This is a genomic window from Delftia sp. WSY_12 (assembly GCF_043104645.1).
Lineage (GTDB): Bacteria > Pseudomonadota > Gammaproteobacteria > Burkholderiales > Burkholderiaceae_C > Comamonas > Comamonas tsuruhatensis.
Map to the genome: position 1 here is coordinate 15,441 of NZ_JBICKW010000062.1, position 17,669 is coordinate 33,109.

The following is a 17,669-nucleotide window of genomic DNA, read 5'->3' on the forward strand; positions in this document are numbered from 1 at the left end:
ACTTGCTCTAGCGTTCAGGCAGCAAAAAGCGCCGCCCCTTTCGGTGACGGCGCCTTCGTCCAATAGGAAGCGAGTGTCTACTTCAGGCGCATTTCGGCAGCGCGCGCATGGCCTTGCAGGCCTTCGCCATGCGCCAGCACCGAGGCGATGCGGCCCAGGGTCTGGGCGCCCTGCTCGCTGACCTCGATGAGGCTGGATCGTTTCTGGAAGTCATAGACCCCCAGCGGCGAGGAAAAGCGCGCCGTGCCGCTGGTGGGCAGCACATGGTTGGGGCCGGCGCAGTAGTCGCCCAGGCTTTCGCTGGTGTAGGCCCCCAGGAAGATGGCGCCTGCATGACGCAGCAGCGGCTCCCACTGGTGGGGATCGTTGCTGGAGACTTCCAGGTGCTCGGGCGCGATGCGGTTGCTGATGGCGCAGGCCTCCTGCATGTCGCGCGTGAGGATGAGGGCACCCCGGTCGCTCAGGCTCTTGGCGATGATGGCGCGCCGCGGCATCTCGGGCAGCAGGCGGTCGATCTCGCGCTGGACGGCGGCGATGTAGTCGGCATCGGGGCACAGCAGGATGCTCTGCGCCAGCTCGTCATGCTCGGCCTGGCTGAACAGGTCCATGGCCACCCAGTCGGGCGGCGTGCTGCCGTCGGCCAGCACCAGGATTTCACTGGGGCCGGCAATCATGTCGATGCCCACGGTGCCGAACACCCGCTTCTTGGCGCTGGCCACATAGGCATTGCCGGGGCCGGTGATCTTGTCCACCTTGGGGATGGTGGCCGTGCCGTAGGCCAGGGCCGCCACGGCCTGGGCACCGCCGATGGTGAAGCCGCGCGTGACGCCCGCCACATAGGCAGCCGCCAGCACCAGGGCGTTCTTCTCGCCGCGCGGCGTGGGCACGACCATGATGATTTCCTGCACGCCAGCCACATGGGCGGGAATGGCATTCATCAGCACGCTGGACGGATAGGCGGCCTTGCCGCCGGGCACATAGATGCCCACGCGATCCAGCGGCGTGACCTTCTGGCCCAGCAGGGATCCATCGGCGTCGCGGTAGCTCCAGCTCTCGCCGCTGGCGCGCTTTTGTGCCTCGTGGTAGGTGCGCACGCGCTGGGCAGCGGCCGTCAGCGCATCGCGCTGCTCGTCGCCCAGGCTGTCGAAGGCGGCCTTGAGCTCGGCCTGCGTCAGCTCCAGCGCTGCCATGCCGTCCACCTGCAATCCGTCAAAACGCGCCGTGTACTCCAGCACGGCCGCATCGCCGCGCTTTTGCACATCGGCCAGGATGTCGGCCACGCGCTGCTCGATGGCCGCGTCCGTGTCCGCCGACCAATGCAGGCGCTGCGCAAAATCGTGTTCGAAGTTGGCGTCAAGCGTGGACAGGCGGGCGGGAGCGGCTTGGTATTCCATGGTGCAGAGGGCTTCAGTCTTGGGGAATGGCCGATGCGAAGGCATCGATGATCTTGCGCAGAGGGGCCTGCTTGAGCTTGAGCGAGGCCTGGTTGACCACCAGGCGCGAGCTGATCTCCATGATGGGCTCGACCTCGACCAGGTCATTGGCCCTGAGCGTGTTGCCGGTGGACACCAGGTCGACGATGGCGTCGGCCATGCCGGTCAGCGGGGCCAGTTCCATGGAGCCGTAGAGTTTGACCATGTCCACGTGCACGCCCTTGGTGGCGAAGAAGTTGCGCGCGATCTCGGGATACTTGGTGGCGATGCGCAGGCGGGCGCCCTGCTTGACGGCCAGCGCGTAGTCGAAGCCGTTGCGCACGGCGACGCTGACGCGGCAGCGCGCGATCTTCAGGTCCAGGGGCTGGTACAGGCCCTGGGCACCATGCTCGATCAGGGAGTCCAGGCCGGCCACGCCGAGGTCGGCGCCGCCGTACTGCACGTAGACCGGCACGTCGGAGGCGCGCACCAGCACCACGCGCACGTGGCTCTGGTTGGTCTCGAAGATCAGCTTGCGCGACTTTTCAATGTCTTCGGTGACCGAGATGCCGGCAGCGGCCAGCAGCGGCACGGTTTCGTCGTAGATGCGGCCCTTGGACAGGGCAATCGTGATGGTCATTGGGAAACTCTTTCGATGTCGGCACCCAGGCCGCGCAGCTTGTCTTCCATGCGATCGTAGCCGCGGTCCAGATGATAGATGCGATCGACCAGGGTCTCGCCCTTGGCCACGAGGCCGGCGATGACCAGGCTGGCCGAAGCGCGCAGGTCGGTGGCCATGACGGCCGCGCCCGACAGCGACTGGCTGCCGGTGATGGTGGCCACGCGTCCGTCGGTGGTGATCTGCGCGCCCAGGCGCAGCATCTCGTCGACGTGCATGAAGCGGTTCTCGAAGATGGTCTCGGTGACCATGCTGCAGCCTTCGGCCACCAGGTTCAGCGCCATGAACTGCGCCTGCATGTCGGTGGGAAAGCCCGGGTACTCGGTGGTGCGGAAACTCTGGGCCTTGAGCTTGCCGGCAGCGCGCACGCGGATGCCGCCCTCCTCGGCGGACACTTCGGCCCCAGCGTCCTTGAGCTTGTCGATGACCGCGCCCAGGTGGTCGGCACGGCCATTGCGCAGCAGCGCCTCGCCGCCCGTGGCCGCCACGGCGCACAGGAAGGTGCCGGCCTCGATGCGGTCGGCCACCACCTGGTGCTCGCAGCCGCTCAGCCGCTCCACACCCTGGATGACGATGCGGCTGGTGCCGTGCCCTTCGATCCTTGCGCCCATCTTGATGAGCATTTCGGCCAGGTCGCCGATCTCGGGCTCCATGGCGGCGTTTTCCAGCACCGTCTCGCCTTCGGCCAGCACGGCGGCCATCAGGAAGTTCTCGGTGCCCGTGACCGTCACCATGTCGGTGGTGATGCGGGCGCCCTGCAGGCGCTTGAGATGCCCGGGCAGGCACGCGTGCATGTAGCCGTTCTCGACAACGATCTCGGCACCCATGGCCTGCAGGCCCTTGATGTGCTGGTCCACGGGGCGCGAGCCGATGGCGCAGCCGCCGGGCAGCGACACGCGGGCCTGGCCGAATCGGGCCAGCAGCGGGCCCAGGGCCAGGACCGAGGCGCGCATGGTCTTGACCAGTTCGTAGGGTGCCTCGGGGTTGGACAGCGAGCCGGCGTGGATGCGCACGGTGCCGCTGTCATCGTGCTCGGCGCCGACACCCATGTTGCGGATGAGCTTGAGCATGGTGGCCACGTCCTGCAGGCGCGGCACATTGCGCAGGGTGACGGGCTCGGACGACAGCAGCGCAGCGCATAGCTCGGGCAGGGCGGCATTCTTGGCGCCGGAGACCGTCACCTCGCCATGCAGCGCTCGGCCACCGCGAATCAGGAGTTTGTCCATGGCTGACAGACTTGAATCTGGAAATCGGGGAAAGGAAGATGCCGCACGGGCCCTGGCGACCGGTGCAGCAGGAGTCTGAAGTGCCTGACCGCCGGCTCAGGCCTGGCCGGCCTGGGCAGCCCACTCGGCGGGCGTGTAGGTCTTCATGGACAGGGCATGGACCTCGTCGGTGTGCATGCGCTGGCCCAGCGTGGCGTAGACCAGGCGCTGGCGCTGCAGCAGTCGCTGGCCCTCGAATTGGGCCGAGACGATGGTGGCAAACCAGTGCCGTCCATCACCTTCCAGCGCAATGTGTTCGCAAGGCAGGCCGGTGGCGATCAGTTCCTTGAGTTGGTCTGCAGTCATGGGGAAGCTTTCCTGCCATGCATCGCGGCATGGCCTTGGTTGGCGGCGGCGCCGGGCGCCGGCCGCCTGTTCATGGGTGGGTTCGAAAATGCCGGCACAGCGCCCGCCGCAGCCTGAGGAAAAACCTCAGCCGCGGATCTTGTAGCCGATGCGCAGCAGATGCACGGCCAGGGCACTCACCGCCAGCCAGGCCGAGCCGACGATGGCCAGGCTGACCCAGGGCGATACGTCGCTCTGGCCGAAGAAGCCGTAGCGGAAACCGTCGATCATGTAGAAAAACGGGTTCAGATGGCTGACTTTTTGCCAAAAAGGCGGCAGGGACTGGATCGAATAGAACACGCCCGACAGGAACGTCATGGGCATGATCAGGAAGTTCTGAAAGGCCGCCATCTGGTCGAACTTGTCGGCCCACAGGCCGGCGATCACGCCCAGCGTGCCCAGCAGCGCCGCGCCCAGCAGGCCGAAGACCAGAATCCACAGCGGCGCCGTGAATTCGGGAATGGCAAAGTACAGCGTGACGACGAACACGCCCGCGCCCACCAGCAGCCCGCGCAGCACCGACGCTCCCACATAGGCCCCGAACCAGGCCCAGTGCGACAGCGGCGTGAGCAGCACGAAGACCATGGAGCCCATGATCTTGCTCTGCACCAGGCTGGAGGAGCTGTTGGCGAAGGCGTTCTGCAGCACGCTCATCATCACCAGGCCAGGGATCAGGAAGGCCGTGTAGCTGATGCGGTCGTACACCAGCACCCGGCCTTCGAGCACATGGCCGAAGATCAGCAGATAGAGCACGGCCGTGAGCACGGGTGCGGCCACGGTCTGGAAGCTGACCTTCCAAAAGCGCAGCACTTCCTTCTTGAGCAGAGTCTGCCAGCCGTTCATGCCGAAGCTCCCTGCGAAGTCTGTCCCTGCTCATTCATCACATGGATGAAGACGTCCTCCAGATCGGCGCGGCGGATTTCCACGTCCTCGGGCACGACGGAGCCCTCGCGCAGCGCGGCGAGCAGGCGCTCCACATCGCTGGCGTCGTTGGCGGGTATCTGCACGATGCGGCCGGTCACCCGCGCCCGTGCGGCCAGGGCCGGCGGCAAGGCGGTATCGGTCTTGAACTGCAGCACGTTGGAGGAGGCGGACTTGAGCAGATCCGACATGGTCGAGAGCTTGACGATGTTGCCCTGCTTGAGCATGGCCACGCGGCTGCACAGCGCCTCGGCCTCTTCCAGGTAGTGGGTGGTGAGCAGCACGGTATGGCCTTCGCGGTTCAGGCGTGCGATGAAGTGCCACAGCGTCTGGCGCAGCTCCACGTCCACGCCGGCCGTGGGCTCGTCGAGCACGATGATGGGCGGCTTGTGCACCAGCGCCTGGGCCACCAGCACGCGGCGCTTCATGCCGCCGGACAGCTGGCGCATGTTGGAATTGGCCTTGTCGGTCAGCCCCAGGCTGTGCAGCAGCTCGTCGATCCAGTCGTCATTGTTCCTGACGCCGAAATAGCCGGACTGAAAGCGCAGCGCCTCGCGCACATTGAAGAAGGGATCGAAGACCAGCTCCTGCGGCACGATGCCCAGCTTGCGCCGGGCAGCCGAGTAGTCGGCATGCACGTCGCTGCCCTGGACCAGCACGCGGCCGCTGGTGGCGCGCGACAGGCCGGCCAGGATGCTGATCATCGTGGTCTTGCCAGCGCCATTGGGACCGAGCAGGCCGAAGAACTCGCCCTCCTCAATGTCCAGACTCACGTGGTTGAGCGCCTGGAAGGCCCCCTTGGGGGTCTGGTAGGTCTTGGAGATGGATTGGAATGAGACGGCAGACATGCGAGGCGCGATTCTAGGCCCTTGCAGCCAAACCTGCCTTGCAGGGCTCTTTGCAGCGGCGCGCTGCGCCGGCTCAGGAGGGGGAGGATGCGGCCATGTCGGCCAGCAGCCCGTCGACGCCATACAGCGCCGCCATGGACTGCAGGCCCTGCGGCAGGCCCACGACCACCAATTGCTTGTCTGCCGCCTTCGCGGTGCGGCGGCAGGCCAGCAGCACGGCCAGTGCGGACGAGTCGAAGACCTCGACACCGCTGGCATCGACACGCACCTGGGCGCCATCGAAGGCCTGCACCTGGGGCCGCAGCTGCACGAGACAGCTGCGCGCCTGGCGGTAGGTCAGTTCACGGGGGAGCTGCAGCATGGCGCGTGCGTCCGCGGCTGTCAGCCCTTGGAGGGCGGCGTGGCCGGCATCTTGCTGCGCGTGGCCAGGGTCTCGATCAGGCCGTCGATGCCGCGGGCATTGATTTCCTGGCTGAACTGGTTGCGGTAGGTTTCCACCAGCCACACGCCCAGCACGTTCAGGTTGTAGATCTTCCAGCCGTCGCCGGACTTCTCGAGCCGGTAGTCCAGCTGCACGGGCTCGCCGCGGCCCAGCACTTCGGTGCGCACCAGCACATCGGTGTCGCCGGCTGCCGCGCGCAGGGGCTTGACGTTGATGGTCTGGTTGCTGACCTGCGTCAGCGCGCCCGAATAGGTGCGGATCAGCAGGGCCTTGAACTCGGTCTCCAGCTTCTCGCGCTGCGCAGGCGTGGCCTGGCGCCAGGCCGGCCCCACCGAGGCGGAGGTCATGCGGCGGAAATTCACATACGGCATGACCTTGTCATTGACCAGCGCATTGACCTTGGAGACATCGCCCTCGCGCAGCGAGGGGTCCTTCTTGATGGTTTCCAGCACGTCGGTGGAGACACGCTTGATCAGCGCATCGGGGGTCTCGCCGGCTGCGCGGGCCGGCAGTGCCGCGCCAAGGGTTCCCATGGCCAGCATGGCTGCAGCGGCAGCGCTCCAGGCACGTCGATTGATCATCACTCTTCCTTTCCCAGCAGGGCCTCATGCCCCGGACCGGGTTGATATTGCACATTTTTCCGGCCGCGCCATGTCAGGCAGCGGCCGTTTTTCATCTCGGGATGTTACGAACTGCTTACTTCGCGCCGTCTTCGGGCGGCAGCTTGCCGGCATCGTCGTCGTAATCCTCGATGCGACCGTCATCACCCGACTTGCCACGCCGCAGGTTCAGGTAGACATCGCGCGTCAGGCTGTAGCGGTCGAGCGCGACGGAGTCCAGCGTGTCGGAGGCATTGAGCAGGCGGGCACGTGTATCCACCAGTCGCAGCACATACAGGCTGTTGCGAACCGGGATGTCGTTGATCGCCGACATGGGGTTGCCCCAGGCATCCACCGGAAGAGCCGCAGTGTCACGCACCGTGGACGGGCCCAGCAGCGGCAGCACCAGGTACGGCCCGGTGGGCACGCCCCAGCGACCCAGGGTCTGGCCGAAGTCCTGCTTTTGGCGCTCGATGCCGGCCTCGCTGGCGATGTCGAGCAAGCCGCCCAGGCCGAAGACCGTATTCACCGAGAACCGCACGACGGAGTTGTAGGCGCCTTCGGCCTGGCCCTGCAGCGCGTTGTTCACGAAGGACCAGACATCGCTGAGGTTGGAGAAGAAATTGCTCACGCCATCGCGGGCCAGACGCGGAGTGACGTCGCGGTAGACCGTGGCCACCGGCTTCAGGACGGCACGGTCCAGGCCGTCGTTGAACGAGTAGACGCTGCGGTTGAACGGCTCGAACGGGTCCTGGGGATTGCGGGCCTCGCCCGGCGCGGTGGCGCAGCCGGCGAGCAGCGAAGCGGCGGCCAATGTGCCCAGCATGGCTGTGCGCTGCCAGGATGCTGCCTGGACTGCAGGGCGACCCGCGGTCGCCTGTTCATGGTTGGTTGTCATTCTTTGCCTCCTGCACCGGAGCTGCCACCCTGCTCGGCCTTGCCGTAGAGGAACTGTCCGATCAGATTTTCCAGCACAACGGCCGACTGGGTTGCGACGACGCGGTCGCCATCCTTGAGGTTGTGGTCATCTGCGCCGGCTTCGATGCCGATGTACTGGTCGCCGAGCAGGCCGCTGGTCAGGATCTTCAGGGAACTGTCCTTGGGAAACGCGTAGCGGTTTTCCATGGCCATGGTCACGCTGGCCTGAAAGACCTGATCGTCGAAGGTGATGGATTCCACGCGGCCCACGACGACGCCCGCGCTGCGCACGGCCGCCTTGGGCTTGAGTCCGCCGATGTTGTCGAAGCGCGCGGTCAGCGTGTAGGTTTTCTGGAAGCTCAGGCTCAGCAGGTTGGCCGACTGCAGCGCCAGGAACACCAGCGCCGCAGCGCCGATCAGCACGAACAGTCCGACCCAGACATCACTCTTGGATTGCTGCATGGTTTGTTTTTCCTTGTTTTGCGGGGGTGGCTTCGGCGCCGGGTCAAAGGCTGAACATCGTGGCCGTGAGCAGGAAGTCCAGCCCCAGCACGGCCAGCGAGGCCATCACCACCGTGCGCGTGGTCGCGCGGGACACGCCTTCGGGCGTGGGCTTGGCTGCATAGCCCTGCAGCAGCGCGATGAAGGTCACCGCCACGCCGAACACCAGGCTCTTGAGAACGCCGTTGCCCAGGTCATACCACCAGTCCACGCCGTTTTGCATCTGGCCCCAGAAGGCACCGCCATCGACGCCGATCATGACCACGCCCACCAGCCAGCCGCCGATCACGCCGACGGCGCTGAAGACAGCGGCCAGCAGCGGCATGGCGATCAGGCCGGCCACGAAGCGCGGCGCCAGGATGCGGCGCACGGGGTCCACGGCCATCATTTCCATGGCCGACAACTGCTCGCCGGCCTTCATGAGGCCGATCTCGGCCGTCAGCGCCGTGCCGGCACGGCCGGCAAACAGCAGCGCCGTGACGACGGGGCCGAGCTCGCGCACCAGGGACAGCGCCACCAGCAGGCCCAGCGCCTCGGCCGAGCCGTAGCGCTGCAGGGTGTAGTAGCCCTGCAGGCCCAGCACGAAACCGACGAACAGGCCGGACACGCCGATGATGGCCAGCGAATAGTTGCCCAGGAAATGGATCTGGTCGCCAATCAGCCGCGGCCTGCCCAGCGCCGGCCCCATCAGCGCGAGCAGGCGGCCGAACAGGCGGGTGCCCATGCCCAGCTGGGTCAACTGGTGGCGCACGGCCGCGCCTATGCGAGCGGGATGCAGCCGGTTCATGCGCGCCTCCGGCCGCTGGCCTTGACCGGGCTTTCAGGCGTGCCGAAATCCTCTTCGGCACTCACGCCGGGGTAATGGAAGGGTACGGGGCCGGTGGCGCGTGCGTGGATGAACTGCTGCACCAGCGGATCGGGATTGGCCTTGACTTCCTCGGGCGAGCCCTGGGCGGCGACACCGCCGTTGCCCAGGATGACCACATGGTCGGCCACATGGAAGGTTTCCTCCACGTCATGGGACACCAGGATGGAGGTCAGGCCCATGGCGTCGTTGAGTTCTCGGATCAGTTGGGCAGCGGTGCCCAGGGAAATGGGATCCAGCCCGGCGAAGGGCTCGTCGTACATGACCAGTTCGGGGTCCAGTGCAATGGCCCGCGCCAGCGCCACGCGGCGGGCCATGCCGCCCGATATCTCGCTGGGCATGAGGTCGCGCGCACCGCGCAGACCCACGGCATGCAGCTTCATGAGCACGATGTCGCGGACCAGTTCGTCGGGAAGGTCGGTGTGCTCGCGCAGCGGGAAGGCCACGTTGTCGAACACGCTCATGTCGGTGAACAGGGCGCCGAACTGGAACAGCATGCCCATGCGCCGGCGCGCAGCGTACAGGCCCGCGGCGTCCATGGTGGTGACGTCCTTGCCATCGAACAGCACCTGCCCCTGCTGGGCATGCTGCTGGCCGCCGATCAGGCGCAGCACGGTGGTCTTGCCCCCGCCCGATGCGCCCATCAGGGCCGTGACTTTGCCGCGCGGCACCTGCAGCGACAGGTCGCGCAGGATCACACGCTCGCCATAGCCGAAGGTGACGTTGCGCAACTCCACGAAAGAGGCGGTTGGGATCATGCTGTGGTGCGGTCGATAAATGTTCGCAGGCAAGCCCGCTATTGTGCAGACAGGTGCCGCTGCTTGCTCACCTCCGACCGAGATAAACATACATCCGTGTATGTTTCTCAAAAAGTCATGGCAGAAACCGCCATAAAAAAAAGAGCATGCTTTGCTTGCTACACAAGCGTTGCACGCTCTCTGGACCTGGGGAAAATCCGGACTGGACAGATGTTTTTTTACAACATGTTCTGCAGGAATGCCTGGGTCCGTGTGTGCTGCGGCGCCGCAAAGAATGCTTCCGCAGGGCCTTGCTCGACGATCTCCCCCTTGTCCATGAAGATCACGCGATTGGCCACTTCACGGGCAAAGCCCATCTCGTGGGTCACGACCAGCATGGTCATGTGCTCCTGCGCCAGCTCGCGCATGGTGCGCAGCACCTCGCCGGTCAGCTCGGGGTCCAGCGCGGAGGTGGGCTCGTCGAACAGCAGGATGTCGGGCTCCATGGCCAGGGCCCGGGCAATGGCCACGCGCTGCTTTTGCCCGCCCGACAGACGGTTGGGATAGGCATCGCGCTTTTCCAGCAGGCCCACCTTGTGCAGCAGCGCCTCGGCCTTGGGCACGATCTGCTCGCGCCTGAGGCCCTTGACGACGATCGGCGCCTCGATGACGTTCTCCAGCACCGTGAGGTGCGGGAACAGGTTGAAGGACTGGAACACCATGCCCATCTTGCGGCCGATCTGGCGGATCTGCGCCTCGGGCACGTAGTGGGCACGGCCGTCCGCGCCGCTGTCCACCAGCACTTCGCCTTCAACGGCGACACGGCCGCTGTCAATGGTTTCCAGGTGGTTGAGGCAGCGCAAAAAGGTGCTCTTGCCCGATCCCGAGGGACCGATGATGGCCACCACCTCGCCACGCGCCAGCTCCAGCGAAACGCCGCGCAGCACCGGCACGCCGCCAAAGCCCTTGCAGATGTTCTGCGCCGAGATCATGGTCTCGGGCGCGTTATCACGCGTCGTATTTGGCATGGCGTTTTTCTAGGTATTGGAAGATCCAGGTCAACACGAGAGTCATGACCAGATAGAAGCCTGCGGCCACCACGAAGGGCGTGATGGTGAAATCGCGCTGCACGATGCCGCGCGCCGCGCGCAGCAGATCGTTCAGGGCCAGCACGTAGATCAGCGAGGTGTCCTTGACTAGGGTGATGGTCTCGTTGCTCACAGGCGGGATGATGCGCGCCCACATCTGCGGCAGGATGATGCGGCGCATGGTCTGGCCGTAGCTCATGCCCAGCACCTTGGCGCCCTCGTACTGGCCGCGGTCCACGGACTGGATGCCCGCGCGGAAGATTTCGGCGAAGTAGGCGGCGTAGTTCAGCGCGAAGGCGACCACGGCGGCCGGGAAATCGGGCAGGCGCACGCCGATCACGGGCACGAAGGGCAGCGCGAAGTAGATGAACAGCATCTGCAGCATCAGCGGCGTGCCGCGCATCAGCCAGATGTAGCCGCCGACCAGCCGGCTCAGGGCGGGAAAGCGGGAGATGCGCATCAGCGCCAGCGACAGTCCCAGGGGAATGGACAGCGCCAGGGTGATGACGAAGAGCTTGAGGGTGACCAGGGCGCCGGCGGACAGCGGCCCCATGAGCGAGATTACATATTCCATCGAATGGCCTCAGTGCGGTGCGCGGCCCCGCCGGCATCGGCAGGATCCGGGCAGCCACGGGCGCGTGCGTCCCAGAACGCAAAAGACCGGCAATGCCAGGCTGGCCTTGCCGGTCGCATGGTGTGCCGGATTTACTTGATGATGTCCTTGCCGAACCACTTGGAGGCGATTTCGGCGGCCTTGCCGTCCTTCTTCATCTCGGCCAGCGCGGCTTCGAGCTTGCCCAGAACTTCGGTGTCCTCCTTGCGCAGGCCCACGCCGTAGTCCTCGGTGCCGAAGTTGTCCTCGAGCACCAGGTACTCGCCAGCCTTCTTGGCCACGTGGAAGCGCCCCACGACCTCGTCGACCACGACGGCGTCCAGGCGGCCGGCCGACAGGTCCATCAGCGCGGTGATGTTGTCGCCGAAGGTCTTCAGGTCCTTGAAGCTGGCGGCCACGGCGGCGTCCTTCTTGATGGCGTCCACGGCCGAGCTGCCATCCTGCGCGCCCACGACCTTGCCGGCCAGGCCAGCCTTGTCCTTGATGTCGGAGTCGGCGCGCACGATGATGATCTGGTGGTTCTCCATGTAGGGCGCGGTGAAGGCGATGTTCTTCTTGCGCTCTTCGGTGATGGTCAGGCCGTTCCACAGCGCGTCGACGCGCTTGCCGACCAGCTCGGCCTCCTTGGCGCTCCAGTCGATGGGCTTGAAGTCCACCTCCACGTTCATGCGCTTGGCGGCTTCACGCGCCATGTCGATGTCGAAGCCGACGATCTCGTTCTTGTCGTCACGAAAGCCCATGGGCGGGAAGTTGTCGTCCAGGCCGATCACCAACTTGGTCATGGCTGCCGGCACGGGGGCGGCAACCGGCGCGGCGGCGGTCGATGCGGACTCGTTCTTGCCGCAGGCTGCCAGCAGTGCAGACAGGGCCACCATGGCCAAGAGGGTGCGTTTTTTCATGGCTTAAAGCTTTGGAGTGGAAAAAGCGAAAGGCGGCGGCCGCTGCACGCAAGGTGCGCAATCGTTGTAATGAATGGTTCCTTGGCGGAACCTTTGTCTCGGTTGGGTGCCGGCGCCGAATCCCGTATTGTCGCGCAGACCGGCGCCCCCCGCCAACACGCTGGATCAAGACCGTGCAAATCGGCAAAGGGCGAGAGATGCCTGCCGGTCACTGCAGCATGAAGGTCTTGTACTCGAGCCGGTTGAGTTCGCGCGAGAGCATGAACAGGCCCACGCACAGCGTCACCAGCATGGCCAGGCAAAAGCCGTAGCCATAGAACGCGGCGCCCAGCGCCAGCGAAATGCCCGTGAAGGCGATGTTCAGCACCACCAGCAGCAGGCACAGCATGAAGACGATGCGCCGCTCGTCCAGATAGAAGAACACGTTGAGCACGGCCATCACGCCCACCTGCAGCCCGGCGCCGACCACCTGCACATGCAGCAGCGGCAGGTACAGCTGGGAGATGCCCAGCAACTGCAGGATGGCCGGTCCGGCCACCAGGGTGACGAGAACGGCCAGCGTCTGCACCTTGGCGATCTCGCCCAGGCCCGCCTGGATGGCGTAGACCATTTCGTTGCGCATGGACTCGATGTACTCGAGCGATCCGCCGCCGCGCACGGCATCGAAGAACTTGTCGTAGTACTCGACGAAGTCGGTCTCGATGCGCACCAGAAAGACCGCCATGCCCGGGATGATGGACAGGTAGGACAGGAACACCGGCAGGTCGTAGATCAGCGAGGCCCTGAGCCCGCCGATGATCTGCTGCGAGGTCGGCGGGTAGTACCAGAACATGAACTTGTCGATCCAGATGCCCAGGTTGTAGAGCACGCCGATGGCGATCAGCGCCGGAAAGATCAGCGAGCGCTGCGTGAAGTCAAAGGCGATCCAGCGCTTTTGCAGCGGAAAGCTGCGCAGCACGATCAGCCACATGCCGGCCAGCAGCAGCACGTGGCCGATCACGAAGCTGGCCAGCAACCCTTCCAACCCCCAGTAGCGCAGCGGCAGCGCCAGCAGCACGATGAGCAGGTAGGTGGCGCCGAACAGCCCGGCAATGGCCCGGTAGTGCTTGAGGCCCGACAGCAGCACGGTCATGACCCAGACCACGCACATCAGCGTGAAGCCCGCCAGCATCAGCACGCGGTACAGCAGGCCCTGGCCCGGCAGCACCACGAACAGCGCCAGCGTGCCCAGCGCGCTGGCAGTGGCCACCACGACCAGCAGCAGGCCATGCAGGTTGGGCAGGATGCTCTCGTCCTTCTTGAGGAACAGCTGGTCCGAGACAAAGCGCGTGAATGCCAGCTGCGCCGCCCCGGTCAGGATCAGGCTGCTGGCCACCAGGTAGGTGACCGAGGTCTGGAACTGCGTGACCAGCAGCGGCGGCGCCACCACGCTGACGCTGAACACCCCCACCAGCAGGATGCCGATGATGGAGAACACCCACGGCCCCGAGCCGATCACGCCCGCATAGGCGTAGGCCTGGAGCACGCTGGTCAGCGTGTTCTTGCGCAGCAGGTGGCGCAGTTCGAATCCAATGCCGGCCATCAGTGTTTTTCCTCGGACTGTTGCAGCGCCCTGTCATAGACCTGCCTGTAGCGCTCGAACAGCAGCCGGTCGGAGTAGTAGCGCTCCACGCGCGCAATCCCGGCCGCGCTGGCGGCCTGCCATTGCCCGGGCGATGCCAGCAGCTCCAGGCAGGCATCGGCCAGTGCCTCGGGGTTGGCAATGCCGACCACGCGCCCGCACGAGCCCAGGGCCTGGTCCTCGGGCCCCAGCCCGTCGATGAGCTGGCGGCACGAGCCCACGTCGGTGCTGACCACGGGCACGCCGGCGGCCTGTGCTTCGAGAATCACCAGGGGCAGCGCCTCGCTGATGGACGACAGCACGACCACGCCCACCTTGGGCAGCAACTCCTCCACCTTCTGCATGCCCAGAAAGCGGACGTTGGCCTGCAGGCCCAGGCTGTCCACAAGGTTCTGGCATTCATCGGCATAGGCCGGGTCTTCGGCCGTGGGGCCGGCCACCCAGGCCTGGGCCTGGGGCATCCGGTTGACCACGCGGCGCATGGCGCGGATGAAGGTCTTGATGTCCTTGATGGGCACCACGCGGCCGATCAGGCACAGCACGGGCGGCGTCTCGGCCGGCCGCTGGGCGCGCAGCGGCGCAAAGCGCTCTATGCGGATGCCGTTGGGAATGCTTACCGTGCGCTCTGCCGCCGCGCCATCGGCCACTTGGCGCAGGCGGTTGTTCTCGTACAGCGCAATGATGGGGTCGGCCGCGCCATAGCAAAAGCGCCCCATCCAGTCGAAAAACCGTATCCACATCTGCCGGAAGAACGACACCTCCATGGGGTCGCGCTGGAAGATGTTGCGGTTGTCGCGTATCCAGGTGCTCTGCAGCAGGTCGATCTGCCGTTCCTTGGTGTAGATGCCATGCTCGGACAGCACCAGCGGCAGGCCGCGCGAATGGTGCAGCAGCCCCCCCAGAAACCCCGCATAGCCCGTGGAGACCGTGTGCAGCACGCGCACCGGAATCAGCCCGTGGGCGATGCGCGCCATCAGCCACAGCGGCTGCAGCATGATGCGCACGGTCCAGAAGAAGTCCACGAACGATGGATCGGTGCAGTGGCGCCGGTAGCTGTCGCGGATCAGGTCCCAGGCGAATTCGCTGTGCAGGAAATCCTCCAGCGGCAGGCTGCCGCCGGGCTGCAGTTCCAGCGCAATCGAGCGCATGGCCGCCAGCACCTTGGCCCGGCTTTCGGCACTGCCGTCATGTGCCTCCAGCGCTTGCAGGAACTCCCGGGCCTTGGCCAGGGCTTCGGGATGGCCGCGCGAGGGCGCGGGCTGGATGTTGGAGTGCAGGGCGTCAAAGAGGAAATGCTGCTCGAAGTGCACCACGTTGGGCGGCAGCGCGTAGCGGAAATCGCCATAGTCCTCGCGCCGGCTTCCCAGGAAGACGATGGCGAAGCGGTGCTCGGGATAGGCCTGCAGGATCTGGTTGACCCAGCTGGACACGCCGCCGCTGACATAGGGAAACGTGCCCTCCAGCAGCAGCGCGATGTCCGCACTGGCAGCCGTGGGGAACTGGCTCGCACGGCTCATGAGGCACTCCAGTAGCGGATGCTGGGCTTCAGGCGCGGCAGGGCATGCTCGATGTCCAGCGATCGCATCAGCGCCTGCGCCTTGGCGAACTCGCGCCGCTCGAACAGCAGCTCGGCCTGGTAGGGCACGACGCGCGCGGGCTCCATGCCCAGCGCCAGCGAGCGCTCGTAGCAGGCCAGCGACTCCACCTGCCTGCCCTGCAGATGCAACAGCCGGCCACGGCGCAACAGCAGCAGCGCGTTGTCGGGCCGCTGGGCCAGCACCAGGTCGCAGTAGTGCAGGGATTGCTGGATGGCGTGGTCACGCACATCGCCCTGCGCCACGCCCTGGTAGACCAGCTCCGCATACAGGTCGGTAAGCGCCCGAGCCGCCTGCAGTCCGCGCGGCCCGCAGGGCGCATCGCCCTCGGACTGACGGGCATGCTCGAACAGCTGCAGCTCCTGGTGGATGGTCTTGCTGATCTCGCGCTCCTTGGCGTCCAGCATGCTGTAGGCCAGCAGGCGCAGGTCCTCGCTGGAATCGCCCAGCGCCGTGCGCAGCATGGGCGAGGCAATGCGCCCCGGAACGCTGCCCAGCGCCACCATGGCCCGCATGCGCGAGGCGACGGGCACATTGGGATTGGCCAGGAAGGACTGCAGGCCCGCCTGGCGGCGGCTGGTGCCGGACTGCTGGTGCGGGTCGAAATCGGGCAGGGGCATCACCGGAAAGCGCTGGCCACCGCGCGGGCCGCGCTGCGTGTGCAGCGCAATGGTGGCCACGACGGCGCCCAGGATGCCGGCCACCGGCACGGCATAGGCAAACAGCCCCATCAGCGCCACCAGGGCCAGGCGCTGGCGCACCGACCTGGCCGAGGTGGCCAGGAACGGCGCCAGGCACAGCGCCAGCAGGCCACTGGCCAATCCATGGGCCATGAGATAGCCCAGCAGGGCGGCATCCGACTGGCTGCGCAGCAGCCACAGGCTGCTCCAGGAGGCGATCTCCGCGGCCAGCGCGCCCAGGGCCAGCTTGAGGTTAAGCATGGCCCTGCCCCATCTGGTGCAGCCGCTCCAGCACGCTGATGGCCGAGCAGCGGTCCAGCAAGATGGTGCGCGGGAAGATGCCCGCATCGGCCAGCGAGGCCACGCCGCGCTGGGCCAGCCAGGCCTCGATGCGGTTCAGGTAGCCCTCGGCCGTGGCGTTGGTGCCCAGCGGCATGAAGATGGCCAGCAGCTGCCGGCCATCGCGTTCCTGCAGCCAGGAACGGTCCAGCATGCGCTCCAGCCGCATGATCTGCTGGGCCATCTGCGCCTGGACGGCCGACGGCGACAGCTCCAGCGCCACCACCACGCTGCTCAGGCGCGCGCTGCGGTTCACATGCTCCATGCGCTGCACCTCGAAGGCGAAGTGCGGCGGGCAGTCGGGATAGGCCTGCAGCAGCGGTGCGGCCAGGCTGTTGGCAGCCACGCTGTCGGTGTAGTAGCCCAGCAGCAGGTTGATGGTCTGCAGCGCTTCTTCCTGCAGTGCGAAGAAAGGCATTTCCTCGACCAGCAGCAGGCCGTAGATCTCGCCTTCCAGGTCCAGCATGGGCGCCACGACGATGTACTGCGTCTGCTGGCCTTGCGCCATGCTTTGCGAGATATGGCACAGCACATGGCTGTCCAGCGCCTGGCGCACCAGCGGGTCATGGACATGGATGGGCCGCTCGCCGCCCAGCTGGGCAATGGGCGTGGGGTCCAGCACATCGTTGCGCACGGGCACCAGGCTGGCCACGCTGATCTGGCTGAAGCGCGCCAGCAGGTTGAGCAGGCTTTGCGCATCGCCCTCGGCGCCGCTGAGGCCGCTGAGCACGTTGATGGCGTCGCGCATGGACACGGGACGGCCTATGAGCTCCTGCTCGAGGCGGTCATGCGACAGGCGCAGCAGGTAGTGCTGGCGGATCAGCTGCTCGGTGCGCTGGTCCATGTAGTTCTGCGCCGTGCGCGCACGGCGTATGCGCGCGCGCCACAGGCTGGAGATCTCGCCCACGACCATGACCAGGATCAGGCCGCCCAGGAAATACTGTTCGGGAAACAGCGACAGATCCCGCTGGTTGACGCCCAGCCATGCCAGCAGCAGCACACCGGACGCCGACAGGCCGGCAACGGGCCCGTAGCGCAGCGCCACGACCACGGGCGCCAGCCAGGCCCAGGGAAACTCCGCCTCCACCCACAGGGGATTGGCGGGGTTGGCCCACATGCCGGCCAACAGGGCCAGCAACGGCAAAAGCAGCGTCTCTCCCACCACCACCCAGGGCTTGGCGCTTGTCTGCACAAGCAGGCCCAGGGGCGAACCCCTGAATTCCGCGGCAATGCCGGCTCGGCGCGGTGCATCGGGATGCGGTGCCGCCTTGGGCGTGGTGGCTTGGTCTGGCATGGAAAATC

The 17,669-nt window shown here is 66.2% G+C and carries 19 protein-coding genes; all 19 read right to left on the reverse strand.

Features of this window, described 5'->3' with window-relative positions:
- Window positions 1-77: 77 nt before the first annotated feature.
- Window positions 78-1,394 (reverse strand): histidinol dehydrogenase, encoded by a 1,317-nt coding sequence (gene hisD, locus ACF8LI_RS27360; RefSeq protein WP_392414606.1) that lies wholly within the window; start codon window positions 1,392-1,394, stop codon window positions 78-80.
- A gap of 13 nt (window positions 1,395-1,407) precedes the next feature.
- Window positions 1,408-2,052 carry an ATP phosphoribosyltransferase gene (gene hisG, locus ACF8LI_RS27365; RefSeq protein WP_017405470.1) on the reverse strand — a complete coding sequence of 215 codons (645 nt, stop codon included), beginning with the start codon at window positions 2,050-2,052 and terminating at the stop codon, window positions 1,408-1,410.
- Window positions 2,049-3,317, reverse strand: coding sequence for a UDP-N-acetylglucosamine 1-carboxyvinyltransferase (murA, locus tag ACF8LI_RS27370; protein WP_016445582.1), 1,269 nt, complete (start codon window positions 3,315-3,317; stop codon window positions 2,049-2,051). The genes hisG and murA overlap by 4 nt, the downstream gene beginning before the upstream one ends.
- A 96-nt stretch (window positions 3,318-3,413) precedes the next feature.
- Entirely contained in the window at window positions 3,414-3,662 is a 249-nt protein-coding gene (locus tag ACF8LI_RS27375; protein ID WP_012207326.1) for a BolA family protein, read from the reverse strand.
- A gap of 126 nt (window positions 3,663-3,788) precedes the next feature.
- The gene (locus tag ACF8LI_RS27380) at window positions 3,789-4,544 is read right to left on the reverse strand and encodes an ABC transporter permease (protein WP_016445581.1); all 756 of its coding nucleotides are present in this window, start codon (window positions 4,542-4,544) and stop codon (window positions 3,789-3,791) included.
- Entirely contained in the window at window positions 4,541-5,470 is a 930-nt protein-coding gene (locus ACF8LI_RS27385) for an ABC transporter ATP-binding protein (RefSeq protein WP_013800798.1), read from the reverse strand. The genes ACF8LI_RS27380 and ACF8LI_RS27385 overlap by 4 nt, the downstream gene beginning before the upstream one ends.
- A 73-nt stretch (window positions 5,471-5,543) precedes the next feature.
- A complete protein-coding gene (locus ACF8LI_RS27390; protein ID WP_047217101.1) occupies window positions 5,544-5,831 on the reverse strand; it encodes a lipid asymmetry maintenance protein MlaB in 288 nt (95 codons plus the stop codon).
- Window positions 5,832-5,851: 20 nt separating this feature from the next.
- Complete coding sequence (locus tag ACF8LI_RS27395; protein WP_016445579.1) at window positions 5,852-6,493, reverse strand: phospholipid-binding protein MlaC; 642 nt, start codon at window positions 6,491-6,493, stop codon at window positions 5,852-5,854.
- A gap of 115 nt (window positions 6,494-6,608) precedes the next feature.
- Window positions 6,609-7,409 (reverse strand): VacJ family lipoprotein, encoded by an 801-nt coding sequence (locus tag ACF8LI_RS27400; protein WP_392414607.1) that lies wholly within the window; start codon window positions 7,407-7,409, stop codon window positions 6,609-6,611.
- On the reverse strand, window positions 7,406-7,891 hold the full coding sequence (gene mlaD, locus ACF8LI_RS27405) for an outer membrane lipid asymmetry maintenance protein MlaD (protein ID WP_016445577.1): 486 nt from the start codon (window positions 7,889-7,891) through the stop codon (window positions 7,406-7,408). Before mlaD ends, ACF8LI_RS27400 begins: the two co-directional genes overlap by 4 nt.
- 43 nt (window positions 7,892-7,934) lie before the next feature.
- On the reverse strand, window positions 7,935-8,717 hold the full coding sequence (gene mlaE, locus ACF8LI_RS27410) for a lipid asymmetry maintenance ABC transporter permease subunit MlaE (protein WP_016445576.1): 783 nt from the start codon (window positions 8,715-8,717) through the stop codon (window positions 7,935-7,937).
- Window positions 8,714-9,553, reverse strand: a complete 840-nt coding sequence (locus tag ACF8LI_RS27415) for an ABC transporter ATP-binding protein (protein WP_154833601.1) — start codon at window positions 9,551-9,553, stop codon at window positions 8,714-8,716. The genes mlaE and ACF8LI_RS27415 overlap by 4 nt, the downstream gene beginning before the upstream one ends.
- 218 nt (window positions 9,554-9,771) lie before the next feature.
- Entirely contained in the window at window positions 9,772-10,560 is a 789-nt protein-coding gene (locus tag ACF8LI_RS27420; RefSeq protein ID WP_392406271.1) for an amino acid ABC transporter ATP-binding protein, read from the reverse strand.
- The gene (locus ACF8LI_RS27425) at window positions 10,541-11,194 is read right to left on the reverse strand and encodes an amino acid ABC transporter permease (protein ID WP_012207336.1); all 654 of its coding nucleotides are present in this window, start codon (window positions 11,192-11,194) and stop codon (window positions 10,541-10,543) included. Before ACF8LI_RS27425 ends, ACF8LI_RS27420 begins: the two co-directional genes overlap by 20 nt.
- Window positions 11,195-11,325: 131 nt before the next feature.
- Window positions 11,326-12,132, reverse strand: a complete 807-nt coding sequence (locus ACF8LI_RS27430) for an amino acid ABC transporter substrate-binding protein (RefSeq protein ID WP_016445573.1) — start codon at window positions 12,130-12,132, stop codon at window positions 11,326-11,328.
- Between the two features lie 208 nt (window positions 12,133-12,340).
- Entirely contained in the window at window positions 12,341-13,714 is a 1,374-nt protein-coding gene (pelG, locus tag ACF8LI_RS27435; RefSeq protein ID WP_016445572.1) for an exopolysaccharide Pel transporter PelG, read from the reverse strand.
- Complete coding sequence (pelF, locus tag ACF8LI_RS27440; protein ID WP_016445571.1) at window positions 13,714-15,270, reverse strand: GT4 family glycosyltransferase PelF; 1,557 nt, start codon at window positions 15,268-15,270, stop codon at window positions 13,714-13,716. Before pelF ends, pelG begins: the two co-directional genes overlap by 1 nt.
- Window positions 15,267-16,289, reverse strand: coding sequence for a hypothetical protein (locus ACF8LI_RS27445; RefSeq protein WP_016445570.1), 1,023 nt, complete (start codon window positions 16,287-16,289; stop codon window positions 15,267-15,269). Before ACF8LI_RS27445 ends, pelF begins: the two co-directional genes overlap by 4 nt.
- A complete protein-coding gene (locus ACF8LI_RS27450; RefSeq protein WP_392414608.1) occupies window positions 16,282-17,661 on the reverse strand; it encodes a PelD GGDEF domain-containing protein in 1,380 nt (459 codons plus the stop codon). Before ACF8LI_RS27450 ends, ACF8LI_RS27445 begins: the two co-directional genes overlap by 8 nt.
- Window positions 17,662-17,669: the final 8 nt, after the last annotated feature.